General features: G+C 47.8%; 23 protein-coding genes. 8 read left to right on the plus strand and 15 right to left on the minus strand.

Going from position 1 to position 22,877, the window contains the following annotated elements; genetic code table 11:
• The first annotated feature begins 13 nt into the window (after nucleotides 1–13).
• Nucleotides 14–706, plus strand: coding sequence for a response regulator transcription factor (locus tag GAP13_RS00655; RefSeq protein ID WP_037384537.1), 693 nt, complete (start codon nucleotides 14–16; stop codon nucleotides 704–706).
• Nucleotides 696–1,994, plus strand: coding sequence for a HAMP domain-containing sensor histidine kinase (locus tag GAP13_RS00660; protein WP_037384534.1), 1,299 nt, complete (start codon nucleotides 696–698; stop codon nucleotides 1,992–1,994). The genes GAP13_RS00655 and GAP13_RS00660 overlap by 11 nt, the downstream gene beginning before the upstream one ends.
• On the opposite strand, the gene GAP13_RS00665 is transcribed toward GAP13_RS00660, so the two are convergent.
• The 11 genes from GAP13_RS00665 to GAP13_RS00715 all read right to left on the minus strand — a co-directional run bounded on the left by GAP13_RS00665 (nucleotide 1,978) and on the right by GAP13_RS00715 (nucleotide 11,796).
• Nucleotides 1,978–2,205, minus strand: a complete 228-nt coding sequence (locus GAP13_RS00665) for a hypothetical protein (protein ID WP_037384531.1) — start codon at nucleotides 2,203–2,205, stop codon at nucleotides 1,978–1,980. The two genes, GAP13_RS00660 and GAP13_RS00665, sit on opposite strands and share 17 nt — an antisense overlap.
• Nucleotides 2,206–2,264: 59 nt before the next feature.
• A complete protein-coding gene (locus GAP13_RS00670) occupies nucleotides 2,265–2,861 on the minus strand; it encodes a carboxymuconolactone decarboxylase family protein (protein WP_037384528.1) in 597 nt (198 codons plus the stop codon).
• A 55-nt stretch (nucleotides 2,862–2,916) separates the two neighbouring features.
• Entirely contained in the window at nucleotides 2,917–4,152 is a 1,236-nt protein-coding gene (locus tag GAP13_RS00675) for a ferredoxin reductase family protein (protein WP_037384525.1), read from the minus strand.
• Between the two features lie 166 nt (nucleotides 4,153–4,318).
• The gene (locus GAP13_RS00680) at nucleotides 4,319–5,602 is read right to left on the minus strand and encodes a TRAP transporter large permease (RefSeq protein WP_037384523.1); all 1,284 of its coding nucleotides are present in this window, start codon (nucleotides 5,600–5,602) and stop codon (nucleotides 4,319–4,321) included.
• Nucleotides 5,599–6,096, minus strand: a complete 498-nt coding sequence (locus tag GAP13_RS00685; RefSeq protein WP_037384521.1) for a TRAP transporter small permease — start codon at nucleotides 6,094–6,096, stop codon at nucleotides 5,599–5,601. The genes GAP13_RS00680 and GAP13_RS00685 overlap by 4 nt, the downstream gene beginning before the upstream one ends.
• Before the next feature lie 99 nt (nucleotides 6,097–6,195).
• Nucleotides 6,196–7,176, minus strand: coding sequence for a TRAP transporter substrate-binding protein (locus GAP13_RS00690; protein WP_052076071.1), 981 nt, complete (start codon nucleotides 7,174–7,176; stop codon nucleotides 6,196–6,198).
• A gap of 95 nt (nucleotides 7,177–7,271) precedes the next feature.
• Entirely contained in the window at nucleotides 7,272–8,297 is a 1,026-nt protein-coding gene (gene dmpG / locus GAP13_RS00695) for a 4-hydroxy-2-oxovalerate aldolase (protein ID WP_037384520.1), read from the minus strand.
• Nucleotides 8,294–9,169, minus strand: a complete 876-nt coding sequence (locus tag GAP13_RS00700) for an acetaldehyde dehydrogenase (acetylating) (RefSeq protein ID WP_037384518.1) — start codon at nucleotides 9,167–9,169, stop codon at nucleotides 8,294–8,296. Before GAP13_RS00700 ends, dmpG begins: the two co-directional genes overlap by 4 nt.
• Before the next feature lie 13 nt (nucleotides 9,170–9,182).
• Entirely contained in the window at nucleotides 9,183–9,971 is a 789-nt protein-coding gene (locus tag GAP13_RS00705) for a 2-keto-4-pentenoate hydratase (protein WP_037384516.1), read from the minus strand.
• Nucleotides 9,971–10,810 (minus strand): alpha/beta fold hydrolase, encoded by an 840-nt coding sequence (locus tag GAP13_RS00710; protein ID WP_037384513.1) that lies wholly within the window; start codon nucleotides 10,808–10,810, stop codon nucleotides 9,971–9,973. Before GAP13_RS00710 ends, GAP13_RS00705 begins: the two co-directional genes overlap by 1 nt.
• 116 nt (nucleotides 10,811–10,926) lie before the next feature.
• Nucleotides 10,927–11,796 (minus strand): IclR family transcriptional regulator, encoded by an 870-nt coding sequence (locus GAP13_RS00715; RefSeq protein WP_158905171.1) that lies wholly within the window; start codon nucleotides 11,794–11,796, stop codon nucleotides 10,927–10,929.
• Nucleotides 11,797–12,099: 303 nt separating this feature from the next.
• Between GAP13_RS00715 and GAP13_RS00720 the strand changes: the two genes are divergently transcribed.
• Nucleotides 12,100–12,369 carry a DUF4384 domain-containing protein gene (locus GAP13_RS00720; protein ID WP_158905173.1) on the plus strand — a complete coding sequence of 90 codons (270 nt, stop codon included), beginning with the start codon at nucleotides 12,100–12,102 and terminating at the stop codon, nucleotides 12,367–12,369.
• A gap of 266 nt (nucleotides 12,370–12,635) precedes the next feature.
• On the opposite strand, the gene GAP13_RS00725 is transcribed toward GAP13_RS00720, so the two are convergent.
• Nucleotides 12,636–13,016 carry a hypothetical protein gene (locus GAP13_RS00725; RefSeq protein ID WP_037384507.1) on the minus strand — a complete coding sequence of 127 codons (381 nt, stop codon included), beginning with the start codon at nucleotides 13,014–13,016 and terminating at the stop codon, nucleotides 12,636–12,638.
• On the minus strand, nucleotides 13,004–13,633 hold the full coding sequence (locus GAP13_RS00730) for a GNAT family N-acetyltransferase (RefSeq protein ID WP_158905175.1): 630 nt from the start codon (nucleotides 13,631–13,633) through the stop codon (nucleotides 13,004–13,006). The genes GAP13_RS00725 and GAP13_RS00730 overlap by 13 nt, the downstream gene beginning before the upstream one ends.
• A gap of 148 nt (nucleotides 13,634–13,781) precedes the next feature.
• Here GAP13_RS00730 and GAP13_RS00735 point away from each other — a divergent pair, with 148 nt between their 5' ends.
• The 4 genes from GAP13_RS00735 (at nucleotide 13,782) to thiF (ending at nucleotide 17,570) form a co-directional block, all read left to right on the plus strand.
• A complete protein-coding gene (locus GAP13_RS00735; protein ID WP_241864248.1) occupies nucleotides 13,782–14,786 on the plus strand; it encodes an ATP-binding protein in 1,005 nt (334 codons plus the stop codon).
• A 635-nt stretch (nucleotides 14,787–15,421) separates the two neighbouring features.
• Nucleotides 15,422–16,342 carry an HD-GYP domain-containing protein gene (locus GAP13_RS00740; RefSeq protein WP_158905177.1) on the plus strand — a complete coding sequence of 307 codons (921 nt, stop codon included), beginning with the start codon at nucleotides 15,422–15,424 and terminating at the stop codon, nucleotides 16,340–16,342.
• A 323-nt stretch (nucleotides 16,343–16,665) separates the two neighbouring features.
• The gene (locus GAP13_RS00745) at nucleotides 16,666–16,899 is read left to right on the plus strand and encodes a MoaD/ThiS family protein (protein ID WP_158905179.1); all 234 of its coding nucleotides are present in this window, start codon (nucleotides 16,666–16,668) and stop codon (nucleotides 16,897–16,899) included.
• A gap of 2 nt (nucleotides 16,900–16,901) precedes the next feature.
• Complete coding sequence (gene thiF, locus GAP13_RS00750; protein WP_158905181.1) at nucleotides 16,902–17,570, plus strand: sulfur carrier protein ThiS adenylyltransferase ThiF; 669 nt, start codon at nucleotides 16,902–16,904, stop codon at nucleotides 17,568–17,570.
• Between the two features lie 114 nt (nucleotides 17,571–17,684).
• Here thiF and GAP13_RS00755 read toward each other — a convergent pair whose 3' ends face one another.
• Nucleotides 17,685–19,940 (minus strand): tyrosine-protein phosphatase, encoded by a 2,256-nt coding sequence (locus tag GAP13_RS00755; RefSeq protein WP_158905183.1) that lies wholly within the window; start codon nucleotides 19,938–19,940, stop codon nucleotides 17,685–17,687.
• A 95-nt stretch (nucleotides 19,941–20,035) separates the two neighbouring features.
• The gene (locus tag GAP13_RS00760; protein ID WP_158905185.1) at nucleotides 20,036–21,172 is read right to left on the minus strand and encodes an NAD(P)H-dependent flavin oxidoreductase; all 1,137 of its coding nucleotides are present in this window, start codon (nucleotides 21,170–21,172) and stop codon (nucleotides 20,036–20,038) included.
• Nucleotides 21,173–21,349: 177 nt separating this feature from the next.
• Between GAP13_RS00760 and GAP13_RS00765 the strand changes: the two genes are divergently transcribed.
• Nucleotides 21,350–22,822, plus strand: coding sequence for a ketol-acid reductoisomerase (locus tag GAP13_RS00765; protein ID WP_158905187.1), 1,473 nt, complete (start codon nucleotides 21,350–21,352; stop codon nucleotides 22,820–22,822).
• Nucleotides 22,823–22,877: the final 55 nt, after the last annotated feature.

A 22,877-nucleotide genomic window follows, 5' to 3' on the forward strand; every position in this document is an offset into this window, starting at 1 on the left:
GAGGAGTTGACCGATGAAAGCGCGGGTATTGGTAATAGAGGACGACCAGGCTCTCGCAGATCTGATGGTGTTGTACCTGGAAAGGGAAGGGCTGGAATGCCATATTGCCCCATCGGCAGAAGCAGCCCTGCCCATTATGGAGCAGAACGAAATAGATCTGATTCTGTTGGATATCAACTTGCCTGGAATGGATGGGTTCGAGTTTCTTCAGGAATTGCGCACCCATTGCACAGTACCCATTATTATTGTGTCAGCTCGGGAAACGGAAGAAGATATTATTACAGGCCTTTCCATGGGGGCAGATGAATATATAACCAAACCGGTAGCCCCTCGAGTGCTGGTAGCCCGGGTGCGGGCTTTGCTTCGCCGTATGCATATGCAGAATAATGATGAAGCTGGACGCCGCGAAACTCAGTTCGGCCCATACACAATCGACTTTGATGCCTGCATGCTGATGAAGGGCTCTGAGCGGGTTCCTCTTTCTGCCAGGGAGTTTGATGTGCTGGCCTTTCTGGTTGAAAATGCAGGCAAGACCTATGCACCTGAAGAAATCTACACCCAAGTGTGGGGTCAGCAATACGGCGATATAACTACTATCGGAGTGTATATACAGCGGCTCAGAAAAAAAATCGAAGCAAATCCTGCAGAGCCAAGATACTTGATTACCGTGAAAGGGAAGGGGTACCTGTTCAGCTATGACAATTAAAACCAAATTGCTGGTTATCGTTTTGGTCATTGTATTGTTGCCGCTTATTTCGGGGGGACTCCTGATTGCCTATCAGCGGTTCACCGCAGGAACTTCCTATTCTTTTTTATTGATGGAATCGGTGCAGAATGTATCCCGACGGGTACAGCTGTTTCTTGATTCTGGAAATTATGATGCATTTTCAAAGCTTCCAGATGGTACTGAAATCGTAATAAAAAGTGATGATGGCCGCATCCTGTTCCAGAACCCCACAACCCTGGATATTTCTGCATTTGGGAAAGATACCAAGCAGGATTACCACATGTTTCGCTTTAGTTCAAAATCTGGCTCCGGCACCGTGTATCTTTCCTATCCTTCCAGTGATGTAAAAACCAGAGACCTTTATGGGCTTCCGTTTAAAATCGTATTTGCTATTATCATTCTGTTTATAATCGGAACTGCTCTGGGCATTTTGAAGGGCCTGGATGTGTCCATTAGAAAACTGGAGAATGCCACCAAAAAAATTGCATCGGGCGATCTGGATTTTCCCGCCGATGAATTTATAACTTCGGACCTGGCATCTTTGGGGCAGGCGTTGGATCAGATGCGAATCCAGCTTAAGGAAGACCGGGAACGTCGTGATCGCTTTATTATGGGAGTTTCTCATGACCTTAAAACACCCCTGGCGGGAATTCAAGGATACACTGCGGCACTTCGGGATGGGATGGCAGATACACCTGAAAAACAACAAGCCTATTACAAGATTATTGCTGATAAGGCCTCCATCTTGGAAGGTCGGCTTGGTCACCTCATCAATCTGGCAAAAGTGACCACCAATGAATGGTATCAAACTCTGGAAGAGCAGGATCTGAACAGTTTTCTGGAAGAAACCGGCAGGTCGCTCGCGGAATATGCTTCCTTTCATGGGTTTTTCCTGGAAATTAAAAATGAACTACCAAAACCATGCCCGCTTTTGTTTGACAAGGATATGATTCGTCGGGTTTTTGAAAACCTTGTTTCCAATGCCTTGGCCTATGGGGATAAAACTATACCTGTTCTAATACACGGTCGGAGGGTTTCAGATTCGGAAACTCTAGAAATTATAGTAGAAAACGGCGGCACGCCCATTCCACCTGAACATAGGGATAAACTATTTGAACCCTTTTTCCGGGGCGATCGAAGCAGAAACAGTTCTGGCTTCGGCCTGGGCCTTGCCTCGGTAAAATCCATCATAGAGTCCCATGGCTGGACTATCAACCTGGATACCCAAGCCATGAACCGTACCCGGTTTGTTATACAAATTCCATAGAACTACTTTCCCATTCGAGGGGCATTGATGCATTTCCGCTGTGTAGGTCGAGAAGGCCAAACGCGAGCTTGATCCCCCACCACCCCGCAATCCTTTTGACCAGCGCTGCCAGCGCATCCAGGAGGTTCCCGATTGGGAACATTGCGCGGAGGTGGTCAACCGGCTCGAGAAACTGGAGAAGCTCAGGAAGGGCTGGTGAGGGAAAAGCCATGCTATTTCATAATGACGCCCCGGCCGGACCGTGCAATCTCTTGTTCGATCCTGCTTTTATCATTCACCCTTGATAATAGGTACTCCCAGCAGGCTGGATACGAGCGCGTGCACTGCAGCAATGGGCAGGAACACGACAATGCTGATCATCATGCTGATTTCATACAACAGGTTGCTTTTTTCGACTGGCTTTCCTTTTATACGATTTCGGAACGCGCTCAAAACAATGCCATAGGCGTTTCCGAACATGATTGCGCGTATCGCGCCCAAAATCCCGAGCGCTTTTGTTGTTCCATATGTATCGACTATCTGCTGCCAGGAGGCAGCAGATGGGTGACCTCTCGTGTCGGCGTAGTGCTGGGCGAAAAACACAGCCTTTACTTCATCATCGGGAATGCCGTCAGTGACACCAGCCAAAAGCTTTTGAATTTCTTCATTGCTCATACCCTGCTCGAGTGCCATTTTGGTATGCCCATAGGTGCATACCTCGCAACCATTGACCTCGGTTACCGCCAGCATGATCCTTTCGATAAATTCAGGACTGATTTCCTTGCGTTTTTTGCCTTTGACCATATACTTCATGGTTCTTAATGCTTGATAAAGGATGATATATCCTTCCGGAAGCGAATACATTTTTTTATAAAACTGCTGCGCCATAGTTATAACTCCTTTGAGTAATAGAGGAATTTTCAGCTGTATTTTGCACGCTCACTCATTTGAACTTGAAGCCTTCATAGAAGATTCTTGCATTCTTGAAATGCCTTTTGAAATACCGGCTGTGTTGTTTGATCATTTTCTCTGGTCCGCATATATAGACATCCGTACCGGCTTCCAGCTCATATCCATCAAAATGTAGACGGTCTGATTTGGCAGTGTCGACAAAATGAACTGAAAAACGTGGATTGTCTTTTTGATATTTCTCCAAAAAGTCTTTATAGACAGCTTCTTCTTCTCCCCGAAAGGAATAGAACAAGGTGATGGTTTTATCGGCTGTATGTTTTTTCAGATAGGAAATGAAGGGTGTAATCCCAATCCCTCCCGCAATCCAGAGCTGTTTATCTCTCCCCTTCTCGAAATCAAGGTGTCCATAAGGACCATCCAGAGATATCGCAGTGCCTTCTTTCAATTCGGAATACAGCTGCTTCGTATAATCTCCAAGACCTTTGATGGTAAGATATATGATTGAGCCGTCACCTCCGGATATAGAAAAAGGATGAGGAGCTTTTTCAATACCTTTTTGAAAGATTTTCAAGAATACATACTGACCGCTTTGATAAACCAGAGTTGTTTCAAGTTTAATGGCAATCTCGATGGATGATGCACTTACTCTCTTGATATCGGTTATTTTCCCCTTGTACCTGAACTGTGCTTTTTGATAGAAAAACAGCATGTACAACCCAGCTGACAAACCCATTAAGGAAGTGAGACCAACCCAGATGCTCAAGGGTGAAAATTCGAACAAATTGTACCGGCTCGAAAAGTAAGTATGATAAACACCTAATGCATACGGAATAATCAATAAGCGGTGAAAGATCCGCCAATTTTCATACTTCATTTTTTTACTGAAAAGTGCAATCAGAACTAAAACAATAAACAATATTTGCCCGAAGCTTCCAAACGCGGCGGAAAGAGTTTTTTCTCCCCCATTGGATATTTCTGCTACCGATTCAGAAAGCCTGCCATGAATAAAAATCAAAGCCACGGAAAAAATGGCCAGGTACTTGTGAAACACATACACATTCTGGAGTCCGCCAAACCATGTTTCAATTCTCTTATTTCTGGTTGAAAGAATAAATACAAGAAAGAGACCTGACAACGATAACCCCGCCAGAATATGGCTGAGCCGATCCAATGGAATTATTTCGATGCTTGGCGTTGCCAAAATCCATATGAGCAGGGTCAACCCCAAAATACCGAAAATCAGCAAAATACCTTTAAATGTTTTCACTATTACTTCCCCTTAGGCATTTTTCTAAAATAGCGAAGTAAAATGTTGGGAGCAATTAATTAGAGATGAAAAGTATATAACAACAAAAAAGCCGGAAAAGAGAGACATGAAGAGCCACTCACTCGAGCAGCTCTTCGCAGTCTTTTCAAAATTCAGATAAATGCGCCTATAAAACCCACATGATCACTGATGGGAAATAAGTGATGATGAACAATACAACAATCAATGACAGTAAGAAAGGCCACACTTCTGCAATCGAGTCTTTCAAGCTGGCCCCAAGGACACGCGATGAGGTTAAAAGAGTTAAACCAAAGGGAGGAGTGACCATTCCGATCGCCAGATTTGTGGTAAGAATAATGCCAAAGTGCACTAGATCGATATGGAGTGCTTCGAGAATCGGCAAGAGAAGGGGCACAATAATTACCTGAATGGCTGAGGACTCCAAGAACATGCCTGCAAACAATACAGTGATATTGACAGCGAAGAGTAGCGTGTATTTATTCATGCCAAGTGAAAGGACAGCCTCAAAAGCCTTTTGCGGTATCTGAAGATAGATCATTACCCATGCGAATAGCGAAGCCGCAGCAATAATTATCATTATACCGGCAGAGGAAATTGCCGATTGCATTAAAATGCTTGGCAGATCTTTGAGCTTGATTTCCTTAAATACAAAGACACCAACAATGATAGAATAGATGACGGCAGCAATCGCTGACTCAGTCGGTGTAAAGATACCCAGGAATACGCCACCTACGATAATAACTGGCGTGCCGAGGGCTACAAGCGTGTCGATGACAACTTCTTTGACTGATTTGTTCCCGAGATCTCTAACAGGCCGGGGAATCTTGTGCTTTTTCGCGGTCAAGTATGTTGTAACAAGCAGAGCAATAATAATGAGTATCCCAGAAGGAAAACCAACTTTATATAAGCTACCAACAGATGCCTTGGAGAGTGTTCCATACAAAATGAATGCAATGCTTGGCGGTATAATGATACCAACTGGGCTCGCTGATGCCACGATAGCCGTAGCGTAGGATTTTGGATAAGAGTGATCTTTGAATCCCGCAAGCATGACGCCACCAATAGCTGCTGCAGTGGCTATTCCAGATCCTGATATCGCCGCAAAGAGCATGCATGAGAGGACTGCGGTCATTCCAAGGCCACCCGTGATCCTCCCTACAAACATACCTGCAAAGTTTACGAGCCGCTTCGCAAGTCCTCCCTTGTTCATGAGATCCCCGGCAAGAATAAAAAATGGAATAGCCAGCAGTGCGACTGAATCGATACTGCTAAAAAAGCTTTGAACTGCCTGCACAGGATTTATAGCATTTTCTGGATTGAATAAACCCGAAAGAAGAATCGTAATAAGTCCCGATCCTGCCATCGCAGTAGCTATCGGTGCACCCACAGCGAGAAGCACCAGTACTGATCCGAACAATACAAGAGTCATGCTTGTACCTCACTGGTCATTTTCACATCCTGAATCCCCTGTAGAATTCCGATGAAGGTCTGGAATACGAACACGCTAAATGCAGGAGGGTATATCCAGTAAACCCAACGTTTCGGAAGGCGCATATTCGTAGTCAATTGGCTACCGGCAAGTTTGATCAATCTGAATGATATGATAAACATGATTGTGAATATGACAAGCGAAATCAGTTGCTGTACAATAATAAGCCATTTCTTGTTCCTGCCTTTGAGTATCTCTTCAAGCACACTGATATTGATGTGATTTCTGCGTTTGGCGATCATTGCAAAACCTATCATAACAGCCCAAACGTTTGCATAACGGGTAAGTTCCTCTGTCCATTTAAACCCCGTACCGATGAAATATCGTAGAATCACCTGTAAAGCGAAGCTGATTATCATGATAGAGAAGAGAGACACGATTGCCCAACCACAAATCCTGTCAATTGTGTCGCTTATCTTAAACAATAGTTTCATGAATAACTCCCAAAATAACAGTGAACTATAAAAGAGGCCGATACCTGCGACCAATCGCGGATCGACCTCTTTCCATTCAATGCGAACCTTAAATAATTATCATCGAATGGCGACAATCTCGTCGTAAAGTTTCTTTATCTCTCCCTTGGCATATTTATCGATTACCGGTTTCACCTTTTCGATAAAGGGGGCAGTGTCTACACTGTTGAAAATCATGCCTTTTGAAATCAGATCGGCTTTCGCTTTTGCTTCGTCATTCTTCTGAATGATACCCAACTTTATCGCTGAGTCATTCGCAGCTTTCTGGAAGATAATCTGATCATCTGCAGGGAGTTTTCTGAACCAGTCATACCCAGCCATCAGTGTAGCGAATGCAAAAACGTGCCCAGTTTCAGACATATATTTCTGCACTTCATTGATTTTGTAATCCCTTGTGGTAACAATAGTATTCTCATGAGCATCAACAGTGCCCTGCTGGAGCGCTGTGTAGACTTCTCCCCAAGCCATAGCCTGGGCGTTTGCACCGAGTGCCTTGAATGTGTCGATATAAAGGGAGCTTTCCGCAACACGAATTTTCACACCTTTTAAATCCTCTGGCTTTGTGATCGGTCCGACCTTGGCGCTTGTTGTAACATGTCTATAACCGCGGGGCATATTGCTGAGGAAATGGAGACCATACTGATCTCCAAAGGTCAAAAGCTTTTTATTTACATCAGAGGCAAGGAATTTTTCAACATGATCCCAATTCCGGAACAGAAACGGCAAATCGAGTACATCCAATTCTCTGACGAACTGGTTTATATCTGAAGTAGTAATAACTGCCAACTGGATGTTTCCAGCTTGCAAGCCTTCCATGAGAGCTGTAGATCCTCCAAGCTGTCCACCACCGTAGATAATGATTTTATATTTGTTGTTGGATGCTTCTTCGACTTGCCGCTTGAATTCCTTTGCCCAGTTGTCGTATGCGGTATTGGGAGCTGCAATATGCCCAAGCTTGATCTCTTTCTGCGCGAATGCGCCTCCGACCACAACAAATAGCATTGTAGCCACAATCATCCCACCAATGAGCCTCTTTTTCATCACTGACCTCCTATAAAATCTATATGAATGCTACTATGTAGCATTTCGTTCTAAATTACAGAAACGAAACGCCACCAGGTTCCTCCACGCGGGTTTCAGATGGCTTTTCCTGTGGCTTTGGCAAGGTCGTATGCAACTTGGATAATCCAGTCCTCCTGCCCGCCGACCGCTTTACGTTTGCCTACCTCTATCAACACATTACGAACATCGATGCCAAATCGCTCGGCTGCTTTTCGGGCATGGAGCATGAAACTGGAATATACCCCAGCATATCCCATGATGAGCGAATTCGAATCATGGAGCGGCATCTGCTTTCCCTTTTCGACAACAAGAGGTAGCAACACTTTTTCTGCTGCATCCATAGTCTTGAAAAGATCAGCACCAATTTCGTATCCCGACTTTTTGAGAGCTGCCACGAGCATTTCGGTTCCCGCATTGCCGGCACCAGCCCCCATGCCACCGAGTGAACCATCGAGATAAGTTGCACCAGCTTTAGCTGCTGCAAGAGAATTGGCTATTGCACAGCCTAAATTATCATGTGCGTGGTGACCGACTGGGACACGAAGTGCATTCTTCAATGCCGCTACCCGGGCATAGACATCGTCTGGTAGTAACGCGCCTGCAGAATCGGTTGCATAGATCACATCTGCTCCATAGGATTCCATGATACGTGCCTGCTCCACTAGTTTGTCGATGTCCGCCATGTGCGCCATCATCAGAAAACCAACAACAAACATTCCCATCTGCTTAGCTGCTTTGATGTATTCCTCCGAGACATCGGCTTCGGTAATGTGGGTTGCGACACGAACAACCGAAGCACCGCGCTTGTGAGCTTCTTTTAGAAGTTCGAGGGTTCCGATACCGGGAACAAGCAGCACTGCAATCTTTGCCTTTTTTGCCACTTTCACAGCGGTTGATACCAGATCGAGTTCATTCTCTACAGAATAGCCGTAGGTCAGAGAGGAGCCTCCCAGGCCATCGCCATGAGTAACTTCAATGATATCGATACCTGCATCATCGAGAGCAGCGACAACCTTTTCTACATCTGAGCTTGTATACTGATGTGATACAGAGTGACTGCCATCTCTCAAACTTGTATCGGTAATGGATATTCTGCTCATCGTCTTCCCTCCAGGATTCTTTGAGCGAATTGCTCGCCAATGAACACTGCTGCTGCGTTGATGATGTCGAGGTTGCCTGCATATTTTGGAAGAAAGTCTCCAAGCCCCTCCACTTCAATGACGGTGGTTACGACGTCATCTTGTAAGATTGGTTCTACGAGGAACCGGTAACCAGGAACATAAATTCGTAGTTTTTTGATAATGTCATCGATTGAAGCACGTATCGCAGCTAAATCAGGTTTCCGGACCCTCGTGTGGATTGTATTGCGCATTAAAATAGGTGGTTCGGCTGGATTAAGTACGATAATCGTTTTTGCAGAATCAGCACCACCAATTGTTTGAAGAGCCTTGGTCGTCGTTTCAATAAACTCGTCAAGGTTTTGTCGTGTTCCGGGACCTGCGCTTTTTGAGCTGACTGAAGATACGACCTCTGCATAATAGACTTCAGCAACACGGTTAATTGCATAGACAATAGGTGTCGTTGCTTGCCCTGCGCATGTCACTAAATTAACGTTGTCGAGCGCAAATATGCTCTCGTCGAGGTTCACGGAGGGTACCACATAGGGCCCCACAGCAGCTGGCGTCAGATCTATCGCTATTTTCCCCGCAGCCTTGAGCTTGGGTGCATGCTGAAGATGAGGTATGGCCCCGGTTGCATCGAAGACTATTTTGATCTCGTCAACTGCGAGCATTTCGTCGATTCCTTTGATTGTAGTAGGAATTCCAAATTTTCTCGCAATTTCGATGCCTGGTGATTCTTTTACCCCGACAACATAAGCAACTTCTAATAGAGGGCTTCGCTGTAATTTGAAAAGCAGATCAGTTCCAATGTTGCCAGGTCCAATGATGGCTGACTTTATCTTTTTTGCCATTGAGGTGTGCTCCTTAGTAAAACGTTACTTCGACTTCGCCTAGACTCGAATATGTCGCCTTGAAAGTATCACCTTTTTCAGCTGCGATCGCCGCAGACAGTGCTCCCGAGAGAATCACTTCACCTTTCTTCAGAAGCGTCCCGTAGTTTCGCATCTTATTTGCCAGCCAGGCGACACAGAAGGCGGGATCACCGAGCACATCGGTTCCAGAACCAGAGTTCATCTTCTCACCATTTTTAAACAAATCCATTTTTTCGGCTTTGAGGTCTATTTCGTATATTTTTTTCTTTACATTTCCAAGGATATACATACCTGAAGACGCATTGTCGGCTACCGTATCGACGAGGCTAATCTTCCAATCTTTTATGCGGGTATCCACAATTTCCAGAGCTGCAATAACATATTCCGTAGATTCGAGGACGTCCTCGACGAGTATTTCACCGGGCATATCAAGATCACGAGAGAGGACAAATGCAATCTCAGCTTCCACCTTTGGCTGGATCATCCTTCTACGCTCAATTCGACCATCTTTCACTTCCATATCGGAAAAGAGGTGTCCAAAATCGGGTGTATCCACATTGAGCATGTTCTGCATTGCTTTGGAAGTGAGGCCGATCTTTTTCCCACTGATCTTTTTGCCAGCAGCAAGAGCCCGCTCAACGTTGAGCATCTGTATTTCGTACGCGCTGTCAACATCGAGATTCGGAAAGCGGTCCGACAACCTTGTCACTGGATTAGCGGTTACCCATGCATTATGAAGGTCGTTTGCGGCAGCATCAATTTCGTACTTAGAAAGAGCCATTAGAATTCTCCTGCAAGGAAAGCTTCAACCACAGCCACGAAGCGTAAATTCTGTTCGATTTGCGTCCAGTGTCCACACTTGCCAAACATGTGAAGTTGCGCATTCGGTATAAGTTGAAATAATGTCATTGATGTCTCAATGGGAATGATCTCGTCTTCTCTACCGTGAATAATGAGTGTTTCGTGTCGGATTGCAGCAATATCTGCGTATTTCGAAGCCATCATATCGACCCCCTTCTGACGGGGAGCAGGGAACATTCTGCCGAAAGTCTCTTGATATCCAGGGCGAATACTCGCCTCGTAACGCATTTTCACGAGATCTTCGGTCGCAATTGCTTTATCGTAGACAAAACTATTGATGGCTACCCGCATTGCTTCCAGGGAGGGTTGATATCCCCACACATGATCCAAGCCTTTTGTGATCTTGAACTCCGTACCCATCGAACCCATAAGAACTAGCTTGTGAATCCGATCTGGATGATATATAGCCATCCAGAGGGCAAGCGCACCACCAAAAGAGTTCCCGACCAAGTCCACCTGCTCGAGATTGAGGGCGTCAAGGAAATCAACGAGTTGTTTCCCCCACATATCCATATTGAAATCGATGTTCTCGGGACGCTCTGTGTATCCAAAGCCAACCATATCAGGCGCTATGACCCTCCTGCGGGCAGCCAACTTTGGAATGACAAGGCGCCAGTTTGCCCAGGCGGAGACTCCTGGGCCCGAGCCATGGATGAGGACCACGGGATCACCCGAGCCGACATCATGATAGTTGGTCTTGAAACCGCCTGTGATAATGCTCTCTCCGATCTCGGGGTTGGCCTGATTTTTCTCTTCCATAAAAATACCTCCTTGTCGCATGTATTTATCGAGATTATCACTGTGCTATATTATAGCACAGTGTTCTTATTATAAATTATGTTAAACCTGTTTTCTGAAACTGTCAATAAAAATTACTATTGGTTTTGATAACCAAGAGCTTCGGAAATTGCTTTTGCAGCACCCCGGACTGAAGTTTCAAGAAATGATTCCCTCTCGACATCGAGTCTAATCGTTGGAATGGAAATGCTTACTGCAGCGCACACTGCCCCGCGAGCGTCTATTACTGGTGCGGCAAAACACTTGAGCCCAATCGAGAATTCTTCATCATCATAGGCGATCTTTGATTTACGAATTGTTGCGAGTTCATCCTTGAGTCTTTTGATTTCAGTAATAGTTTTAGGGGTGCGTTTTTCCAAAGGTCGCCTCAGAACACGCTCAATTTCCTCATCGGTTTGAAATGCCAAAAGGCACTTCCCGACTCCCGTGCAATATGCAGGATTCCGTTTGCCGATAAACGAAGCTATGCTTAGCGCATTATCGCACTCCACCTTATCGATATAAACGACTTCGCCTCTATCATAGATCGCGAGATGTACGGTCTCTTTGACCGTGTCGACAAGCTTCCTCAAAATCGGATGTGCAATCTCCGCCGTACTGAAAGCGGATAGTTTATTCTGGCTGAGCTCAATCGTTTTCAGCCCCAGCCTATAAAGGCCATTGTCGGGATTCTGCTCAATATAACCACGGCGTTCCAGTGTGCTTATCAACCCAAATACAGTACTTTTATTGAGATTAAGCAATCTGGCGATCTCCGATACACCAATTTCCGGTTTACGGCTCGAGAAGATTTCGAGTATCGATAATGCTCTGTCCACTGACTGGATATAGCCCGAAGGGCGGGGTGTAAAGGCTCTGTTCGGTTCCTGTGTTACAGTCGGTGTTGCATCTGTAGACTTGTCTTCCTTGTAACTCGCTGTTGATAGCGCTTTGGGTTTTCTTGGCATACCATGATTATACAATGCTGAACAAAGTTCTGAAAGCCGCCGCATTGCCGTATCGAAAATCTAAGCGAAACCATTAGGCAAGAATAGCAGATAAACGCTTGTTATTGGCATGCAACTGTTACATACGCAAGGCAGAAAGACAAGAAGGAGTATAATCGGGCGTTTGTTGAGTAGCGAATGAGGAGGCATAGGGGCCACTTTCGACAACAAATGCAGCAAGCACTTGAAGGTATATTTCAGAGAACTAAAATGAGTTCTTTTGTCTAGCCCCCCTTTGGACTTTCCATGATGCTGACATTATAAGTGTACAGATTTAAGGGAGGAGATCAGATCAAGGCGGGCCAGGCAATGCGCTTCCCGGGAAGCGAGGACAAATTCAGTTATGTTCTCGGCATGCCGTTCGGCACCGAATACATAAAAGCCATCACGTCAACCAAGCCTTTTGCCACCATGGAAGCTGACTTTTCCGACTTGCAGGGTCCGGCTGCAGCGGCGATAACCCGCGGCCTTTCTGTTGTAGCTTCCGATTCCACTCGCGCGGAAGCGCTTGCGGTGTATGCCATCATGCCGTAAGGAGTTGATTTTTTAGGACGGTTATTCAGAATTCAGAAAAGGATGAACAAGATTTTTGACATGATGACGGGATGAGGAGGAATGGCAGAGGTGCAACACGAGACTTTTCCCAAGGGCTGCACAGCGTTTTGCGATTTTTTCAATTTCGCGCCGTAATGCCTCATCGAGCCAGTAACGTATTTTGTGTAAACGGCTTGATTCTTTTAAGAGTAATTTTATTGATGGTTCCTTTTTCTATGACCAATTTCAAACTAGAGTCATTGTATTTAAATAATCCAAGGCAACGGAATGCCAGGTAATCCTAAGCGAGTCATGCCATCGAGTACCTGCTGACGCAGAATTGGCCATAGTGTTTTCATTATTTGCTTCTCGTGGAAAATCTTTCGTGCTTCATCATTTTCCCATGCTTTTTCGAATGCCGATTGATCTATTACTGAGAAAGCAATAATTATAGTTGCTTCATGGGAATATAGCTCCTTCTCACCCATGAACATCGCAACTGTATATTTAGGTCTCAAAAGCAAAGTACTAGGATTTTGCAAAATTTGATCATCTGAAGCAAATATCTGATTCCAGTTGATTTTTATCTCTGAGCCTGGCTGTATTTGCTCATCTGTGCGTTGAAAACTAATTCTTAATGACGGCACGCTATCGAAAACTCCTCCTGGGTGTACCGCCAGCCTTTCTCCTTGGGCTCGAAGGTCCTGTCAAACTCTTCCGCGGCCGCTGGGTCGATGCCGAATACGACGCTCTCGTGATATTTCCACGCATGGCCGGCGAATACGCCTTCCTTCAGCTCGAGCACGAGGAGGCTGAAGGGGTACCTGCCCTCCGCGTTGCCGATGTTGAAGTCCCTGCCGCTTTTGAACCCATGCTTGCAGTAGTTGTATGGGCTCCCGTAGATGATGATTGCCGCGTGCCCGGATTCCCTCGCCTTCTGGATGGTGTGCCGGATCAATGCTGACCCTATGCCTTTCCGCTGGTACTCGGGAAGGACGCTCACCGGCCCGAAGGTGATTGTTTCCAGCCTCCCGCCCTGCTCGTTCTCGACGAAGGACCTCGTGTACATGATGTTCCCGACAAGCCTGCCGTCCGCAAGAGCGACGAAATCCAGCTCCCTCATGAAATCCTCGTGGCTTCTCATGACGTGGGCCAGGTAATGCTCGACGCATCCCGGGACGTAGAGGTTCCAGAACGCCTCGCGGGTGATCTCTTCCACCCTCCTGAAGTCTTCCGGGGTTTCATTGCGGATTGTGATGTTCATTTCAGCGTGCCTCTCATCTGTCCGATTCTATCCCGGAAATCGCCAGGATGAAAGAAGTTAGCTGACTGGCCTGGCCCATAGCGGCGAGATTATCCACCGGAAAGGATATTTGCACAATTTCCAATTTCTACTTGAATTTTGTACCAATGTGCGCTATTTTATTTCAATAGAACGAATTAAATTGGTACGCGTCTCATGGCTTCTCTATATCCAGGTCGATGTCGACGAGCATCCGGATGAGAGAGGGCGCTACATCATTACAGGAAGCCACCAGCTGCATATCAGGGCGAAAGTGAGCCAATCGCTAGCAGGCAGGACAGCCCTGCTCGAGCTGCTGCCGCTTTCAATCGAGGAGTTGAACAATGCCGGTATTGCCATGGATCGCGACGAATATCTTTACACAGGCTTTCTGCCCCGAATCTACCAGGAGGGCCTTGATCCGAGCATGCTCTATAGAAATTACTACCAGACGTATGTCGAGCGCGATGTGCGTCAGATCGCGTCGATCCGCAATCTTTTAGCTTTTGAAACCTTCCTCAAACTGCTTGCGGGCAGGGTTGGCCAGATACTCAACCTGAGCGATCTTGCCAACTCAACCGGTGTCAGCTCGACGACGCTGTCCGAATGGTTGAGTATTCTGGAAGCATCGTTCATCGTGTACCGGCTGAAGCCGTATTTCCGCAATTTCGGGAAACGGCTTATCAAGGCGCCAAAGCTGTATTTTCTGGAACCAGGGCTCGTGAATTACTTGCTCGGCATTCGGGATGTTCAGCAGATTCCAACGCATCCGCTTCTTGGAGGCATGTTCGAGAATCTGGTCGTTTCGGAAGCAATCAAGGCGTGCCTCAATGCAAGAATGAATCCCAATCTCTATTTCTTGCGAGACAGCAAGGGACTCGAGTGCGATCTCCTGGTTGAGCGTGAGAATAGGCTCATGCCGATCGAAATCAAGGCATCGCGGACATTTTCCGCGGATTTCTGCAAGAAGTTCTCCGCTATCCGAAAGCTCGATCCCGCATTCGAGACCGGAGTCATCGTGTATGGCGGCGACAGGTCTTTTGAATATGCTGCCTGCAAGGTCATCGGATTTGCCGACACCGCGCAATTGTTTGGGGGAAAAACACCTGCTGACCAACAAGTCATAATGAAGTGACCGCACCGAGCTTATATGCGTAGTAGCGCTGCTGCAGTGGATTTTGGCTTGCTCGGCCTTGTCGACATTGTATATATGTAAACCGCGCGCCAGTTGCCCGCCTCGCAGCCAAGCGCTCGTTATGCAGGCATTTTCGGATCGTCAAGGGTCATCTTATTCAGCTTCATAAGGAAGAGACTGAATCCTGACTCTGCAGGGAAGCCTGAAAGAAGACGGCATCGAGGTGAATATTCACACTGCAGGCAGTTCAACCTCTATACAAGTAAAGGAAATGTATATATTCTACCAGAGAATTTTCTCCATTCTCACACTGCACCAGATGGATTAACGAGATGCGATTCCCGCAATTAAACTACGCACCTAAAAAGATACAGGGCTTTTATATTTTTTTGTTTATGCTTGTTCTGTTCACCTCGCTCTATGGCTTTTACAGACTAAAATCACACGATTTTTCAATGTATATCGAGTCTATACAACATTCTTCGCAGATTATTGTTGAGCAAACAGCAAACATCGTTTCGTACGGGTTTTTCCAATGGGACCAAATGAGACATGCTATTGCGACAGATAATATTCAGTTCTATCAAGAGCAATTTGATAAGATCAAAGAGCTTGAGCCTAAATATATTGAAACTGTGACGATCCAGAAAGAAGCACTTAATGTCGAACAGATGTACCAGATAGCAAAGCAAGGCAACGCATTGGCAATCCGATTCAGAATTTTCGACGATCTAGGTCAGAATCCCCTCGAGGGAGTATATGTCCTCGCAGAATTCAATTACAAAAAGCTTTTAAGCCAGCTCGATAGCAGACATGTTTTGAAAATAGCGGACCAAGGTTATCCATTGCCTTTTGGTTTTAACGCGGCGGCTTCGAAAAGCCTCTTAGGCATTGGCCATTATTTAAGTGCTATATCGGTCGCTCTGCTTGTAGTGCTCTTAATGACTACATTTGAGCAACAAAGTATCCGGAACCACTATCACGAAGATGGATTATATCGAATTATCAGTCTGTTCGAACGCAAAGACAGCTATACGGCAAACCATTCGCGCAAAGTCGCGCTTATTAGCGAATTTATTGGCAAAAAAGCAGGCTTGCGGGGAGCTGCCCTCCGAAACTTGACTATTGCGGCACTTTTGCATGATATCGGCAAAATTGGCGTTCCGGAACACATCATCGATAAACAAGACAAGCTTACAGACGAAGAATTCAAAATCATGAAAAAACATGCCAATTTAGGAGCTGAAATTTTCAGGCTGTATCCAGAAATTTCGCATTTGTCGGATATAGTTTTGCATCACCATGAGCGGATAGATGGATCCGGCTATCCGGAAGGGCTCAAAGGAGACGAAATCCCCTTTGCTGCACGAATTATTGCAATTGCCGATGTCTACGAAGCGCTCACCGCTGACCGCCCTTATCACAAAGCCACGTCCCCTGAGCAAGCGGTCCGCACCATGGCCTCGATGCCCCTCGATCCAATGCTCTTGGAAATTGTCAAGAACGATTTTCAGGAGCTCGAAGCGATGCTAAGAAAAAAGCAAGAAGAGGCTTGAGTGCTATTGATTTGGTTTTGTATTTCGAGGCGGCTATTTCATCCATCCCTCAGCAGGCCAAAGATCTTCGTCAAAAAGGTATCGAAATTAAGACTATTGGAAGCTGGTTTTGCCTATGCAAAGTCACATCAAAATAGGACCCGGAACAGAAACGATCTCGCAAAAATATATTGCTTTGCGGCACAAGCAATAAAGAAAGTCGAATCCACAATCAGCGCAGGGTCTGCAGCCTTGACAATTGAATGCATGTTGATTAGAAGAGAAATACTGCAGCCAAGAGAGGCCTGCAGATCGCACGGTTACTATTCTCAACGAGGACCGCGATGAAAATTACGCTCGAATATATTGGCTTTCTGAAAATAGAAGGCATAAAATCCGGCACTGTGGTGGAAGCTCCAAACGGGAGTACCGCCGCGTCTATTCTCGACATGTGCAAGCTCACCGGTTCGTACCGAAAATACATTGTGCCCATTATCAACGGCGAGCGCTCGAGCCATGACCGGGTGCTCAAGGACGGCGACCGGATGTTCATCTACCTGCCGGTAGGCGGGGGCTGAGCATGGTCGCGGCGAACATGCATGGGCCGAAAACGGCGAAGCCGGGAGGGCAGGCAAAAGGGGCCGACTTCCTGGCCCGCAATCCTCCTGCCCTCGAGCATATTGCCGGCAAGAGAGTCGGCATCATCGGCCTGGGCGGACTCGGCTCGAACATAGCGATGATGCTCGCGAGGGCGGGAATCACATCATTCAGGCTGGCCGACTTCGACACTGTCTCGCTGGAAAATCTGAACCGCCAGCACTATTTCTCGGCGCATGTCGGCCAGGCAAAGACCGAGGCGCTTGCCTCCCAGATGGAAGCACTGAACCCGAGAATTGAGCTCGAGCTGTGGCCCACCCGGATCGAAGAAGAGGACCTTGATGCGTTCGCTCAGGACTGCGACGTCCTTGTCGAGGCTGTAGACGATGCCGCTACTAAAGCGATGATTTACGCATGGTTCAGGCAGGAAAAGCGGGCTTTGTGGCTCGTGACGGCGTCGGGGCTGGGCGGGCTCGAGCCTGCAAATACCATCCGCACGATGCACCTCGCCGGGAAACTCATAGCCTGTGGTGACTTCGAAACCTCATCGGAGAACGGCAACGGCGTCTGCGCCCCGCGCGTCATGCTCGTCGCGGCGCATCAGGCACTCGCCGTGCTCAGGATTCTGGCGGAGGTTGAAGCTGAAGCATAAGCCTAAGATTTCAGCCGGCACCCCACACTCTCATGCTCTGTTATACAAAAGGGGCTGCCCGACTTTCGGGCAGCCCCTTTTTCGGTTCATGAACATGGATCAGTGCGCGCCTGATTATGAAACGAAAACCTCTCTGCTCTGATGGCGCATTGCATTGAAAATAGCGCTGATGAGGGTGCCCGCGGGGCTTGCGTCAGAAGCGGCAATTGGTGTCGACAACTTGGCCTTCAAGGCTTCGATCTGCTCGGCCTTCATGCCGCCCTGAAGCAAATAGCTCTTCGCGCCCGCGGCGAGGTCCGCCTTGTCCAGGTCGTTCGTACCCGCAATGACTTTCAGCATGCCAAGAACATCCTGCGAAATCAAAGTGTACTGGTCGGTGCCTTTCTTGACGCCGTAATAGTCGATGTAGCTCTGCATATAGTCTTCGACGATCTCGTCTTTGGAGGCGCCCATGAGGGCTTCAACGAGGGCGGCAAAGAATCCCGTGCGGTCCTTTCCTTCCGTGCAGTGGACAAGGTACGGTCCGTCATGCTCGGCCATAAACACAAGGCCTTTGATGACATTTGCCCTGAATTCGTCGCTTGCAAAGGCCAGGTTCATGTTGAGGAAAATGACCTGGTTGCTGCCGGCGAGAGCTGCATAGTACGGCGAGGCGAAATCTTTTGCCGCAAGGTAATTCTTCATATTATCAGCAGAATCCGAGAGATTAACGATAGTACGAACGCCGGCTTCTTTTATAAGCCTGTCCGCAAAGGCTGCGCGGCCGAGCTGGTTGTCGATTGGACTCGAACTGCGGTACAGCACACCTTTCGCAATGCCGCCGAGCGCAATGTTCCGGAAATTCGCGAATACCTCATCCGAAGTATAGTCTTCGCGCTTGTTGGAGCGCACAAGCCTTCGGATCTCGTATTGTGTCAGATATGCGCCGGGCCTTGAAAGCATGATCGTGAACTTGCTGCCCACATCAACCTGCGCGACCACATTGAGCTTTCCGTAGTTGATGCACACCGCGATATTGGTCTGCCCGGGATACGCGCGGACAAGCGGGTCGCCATTATTCACATAGTAGCCATCCAGGTACGGTGCCTCGAGCACAAAGCCATTGTTGAACACGACCGTTACCATATCTCCGAACTTGAAGCCGAGCGCGTTGAAATCGGCGATTGTGATATCACTGAGGGCATGACCGTATTTTTCGATCTGGGTCACGGTGCCGGTGACATTCGGGGCTTTGAGCACTGCGCTAGCCGAAAGCTTTACTTTGAGCGCCGCGATTTCATCCGAGGACAAACCGATGCTCTGCAAATACCACTGGGCAAATTTGGCCAGAGGCATACCAGAGATGTCGGTGCCCTTCGGAAGCCCACTCATCGCGGTAGTCAGCGAGGTCACAATATTACTGTTAGCGATTGCGGTATACTGGTCGGTACCTTTTTTAACGCCATAATAATTTTCGTAGCTCATCATATAGTCTGCAACTACTTCCTGAAGTCTGGCACCCATCAGCGATTCCAGCACTGCGCTGACAAATCCCGCACGATCCTTGCCTTCAGTACAGTGGAGCAGGTACGGCCCATCGTTCTGGATGAGGAAGCGAAGGCCTTCTGCCAATTTCGCGCCAAATTCCGGAGCGGTCAGATCGACGCCCATGTTCAGCGCTTTTACCTTGCCAGCCTCATAGAGCGACTTGTAATAGTTCGATTTGAAGCCGGGCGCTGCGAGATACTTTTGAATGTCTGCTTCGGAATCAGACAGATTGAGGACCGTCTTGATGCCGACAGCCTGCGCAAGGGCGTCTGCGTAGGCGGCGCGGCCAATTTCGTTGTTGATCGGATTGCTGCTCCGATATACAAGACCAGGCTTGATGCCCGTCGTAGCGATGCTCCGGAAGTTGGCAAAAATCGAATCGGCTGCATAATCTGAGCGAACATTTGTGCGTTTGAGCTGGCGGATCAGGTACTCCGACAGGTAGCCGGCTTTTTCGGCCAGCCCGAAGGTCAGGGTGTCGCCGACTTTGGCGTTGTACTTGGTCGAGAAATTACCCATGTTTATGGCGACAACGAGCAAATTATTCTTCTGGTCATCCCGCACCACAAGACTTCCGGTGTCGACATCGCTGTAGGATGTACAGAACGGAATCTTGAGCACGTTACCGCCAATAGTCACGTTCAGGACATCGCCAAGCGCAAAGCCGGCGTCGTAGAGCGCCTTGGGTTTGATATCCACGGTGAGGTTGCCGTATTTCTGTACCTCGACGACGGTCCCGGTAATGGTGAGGGCATTGTCGCCCGCAATCGCCGCCAACGGCAGGACAAACGCGATGAACGCGACAGCCAAAAGCGACAAAGTAAATCTGCTTATTTTCTGCATAGTTTCCTCCGCAGAAAAGTATAGCCACTCGACCTGGAGTCTACAAGACTGACGCAAATATCTCGATTTCTATTTCCGGTTGCTGTAGCGGCCAGTCATCCCTTGTAACTTGCCTCATACTCCTCAACAAGCTCGTCCATGAGATCCTGAACCGGGACTATTTTTTCAATTCGCCATGCATTGGCCCCTGCAAACGCAAATCCATTCTCCAGGTTGCCTTTCTGTGCGTTGAGCAAGGCCAGCGAAATGCAATACGGCGCTTTTTCTACATCGCAGGTGATGATGCAATGATAGGGGCAGGTGAATGGTTTTTTCTTTCCTTGCTCTACATCATCAAGAAATTTGTTGTCAATTGCCCGGCCGGGCATGCCGACAGGGCTTTTTATTATTCTCAAGTCTTCTTTGCTGGCTTCAATATACGCATTCTTGAATTTGATCGAGGCATCGCACTCGTTCGTCGCTACGAACCGGGTCGCTATCTGGACTCCCGAAGCGCCCATCTCAATGAATTTTCTAATATCAGCGCCCGTGTAGATGCCGCCGCCCGCAATGACAGGAATTTTCCTTCCCGTTTTTTCTTCAAAAGGACGGACAGCCTGAATCACTTCAGGAACAATATTTTCAAGCGCAAATGCAGGGTCTTCAAGTTGCTCTGCCTTGAAGCCCAGGTGCCCTCCGGCCATTGGCCCTTCAACAACAAACGCATCGGGCAGGTAGTTGTATCGCTCCAGCCATCGCCGTGCGAGCAAGGTAGCAGCTCTTCCCGAAGAAACAATGGGCACCAATTTTGTCGTGCTGCCATGCAAATACTCAGGGAGGTTCATCGGGAGCCCGGCTCCTGAAAAGATGATATCGATTTTTTCCTCTATCGCTGTTCTGACCATGTCGGCAAAATTGCTTAAGGCAACCATAATGTTGACGCCGAGAACACCTTTGGTAAGAGACCTTGCTTTTCGTATTTCCCGCCTGAGGGCGCGAATATTCGCTCCGAGAAAGTCCTTGAATCCATCGGGCTCGAGAAGGCCGATCCCCGCTGCCGCAATAACCCCGATCCCGCCCGCATTCGCAACGGCCGCAGCCAACCCCGACAGCGATATTCCCACGCCCATTCCACCCTGAATTATAGGGATTCGAGCTGATAGATCGCCTATTACCAATGCTTTTAGTTCTCTGCTGATCAAAGTTATCTCCTTCACGGCCACATGGAGCAATTTAGAATTGATAGCCCTCATCTGCGTGCCATATTTTGCACTATAACACTTTTTGAAATTTTGTCAAAGCATGGGCAGAATGAGTACTTTTACACAAGCTTAGCAAAGAATATTTATACATTTTGTCACTTGTCAGGCTTTACTTCCCTGTCTATTTCTGATACATTCGCAAAAATATTCCGTTAGAGGAGGCAGGCAATGAATACGACATTCAAATCCAGAGTGTTTGCGGTCGAAAAAGTGCAATTTGGCCCGAACGAAGAATACGTGGTGCGAGGTGGTCGCCATCTGTTTCCCCTATTGCCGAAGGCTTTTGACGGAATTCGCCAAATCGGGGTCCTGGGTTGGGGGAGCCAGGGCCCTGCACAAGCGCAGAACCTGAGAGATTCGCTCGAAGGCACTGGCATCCGCGTCAAGGTTGGCCTGCGGCAGAATTCTTCGTCCTGGAAACTGGCGGAGGCTGCCGGCTTCCGAACAGAAAATGGCACGCTAGGCGAGATGATGGATGTTGCAAGAGAATCTGATCTCGTGCTGCTCCTCATCTCGGATGCAGCCCAGGCTGAGCTCTATCCGCAGATTTTCAAGGCACTCAAACCGGGTGCGACGCTTGGTCTGTCGCATGGTTTTTTGCTCGCCGTTCTGAAGATACATGGCGACAAGTTCCCCGCTAATATCAATGTCATTGGCGTATGCCCCAAAGGGATGGGACCCTCGGTGCGCAGGCTGTATGAGCAGGGAAAGCACATCAATGGGGCCGGGATCAATACCAGTTTCGCAGTCGAGCAGGATATCGACGGTAAAGCAACCGATTATGCGCTCGCCTGGTCTATTGCAATCGGTGCGCCTTTCACATTCCAAACAACGCTCGAAAAAGAGTACCTTTCGGACATATTCGGAGAGCGGGCTGTTCTGCTGGGAGCCGTGCATGGCATTGTCGAATTCCTCTTCCGCCATTACCAGGCGCAAGGCATGTCGCCGGAAGAAGCCTTTGTCCATGCCACCGAGAGCATCACAGGGCCGATTTCGAAGACCATCAGCCGCAAAGGCTTGATTGGAGTCTATAATTCCTTGTCAGAAAAAGACAAAGAAATTTTCAGAAAAGCCTATGGCGCCGCATACAGACCGAACTACGAAATCCACAGAGAAATCTACGACGAGGTCGCATCTGGCAATGAAATCCGCTCGGTGATTCTTGCGAACAAGCGCATCGAGGCAATGCCGATGGCCAAAATCGACGGCACCTTCATGTGGAAAACAGGCGAAAAAGTCCGCGCACAACGAAACGAAGCGGCAATTCCGCTGGAGCCATTTACCGCAGGCGTGTATATCGCGTGCATGATGGCACAAATCGATCTGCTTGCTGAAAAAGGCCATGCATATTCCGAAATTGTCAATGAATCGGTCATTGAAGCAGTCGACTCGCTCAACCCGTTCATGCATTTCAAGGGTGTAGCCTACATGGTCGACAACTGCTCGATCACTGCACGGCTCGGTGCGCGCAAGTGGGCTTCACGCTACGATTACATATTGATGCAAGAGGCTGAGCCCTTGTGGGCAGAGGGAAAAGGCGAGGACGAGGCGCTCATGCAGAAATTTCTGGAACACCCGGTGCATGGCGCGCTTTCGGTTGCAGCATCCATGCGTCCGAGTGTAGATATCGCAGTGCAATAATCTGGATAATGTTCTCAACTTAAAGCTGTATCCTTCATGCTTCGTCGCCCACAAC

The sequence above is a fragment of the Rectinema subterraneum genome (assembly GCA_009768935.1).
Taxonomy (GTDB): Bacteria; Spirochaetota; Spirochaetia; order Treponematales; family Rectinemataceae; genus Rectinema; species Rectinema subterraneum.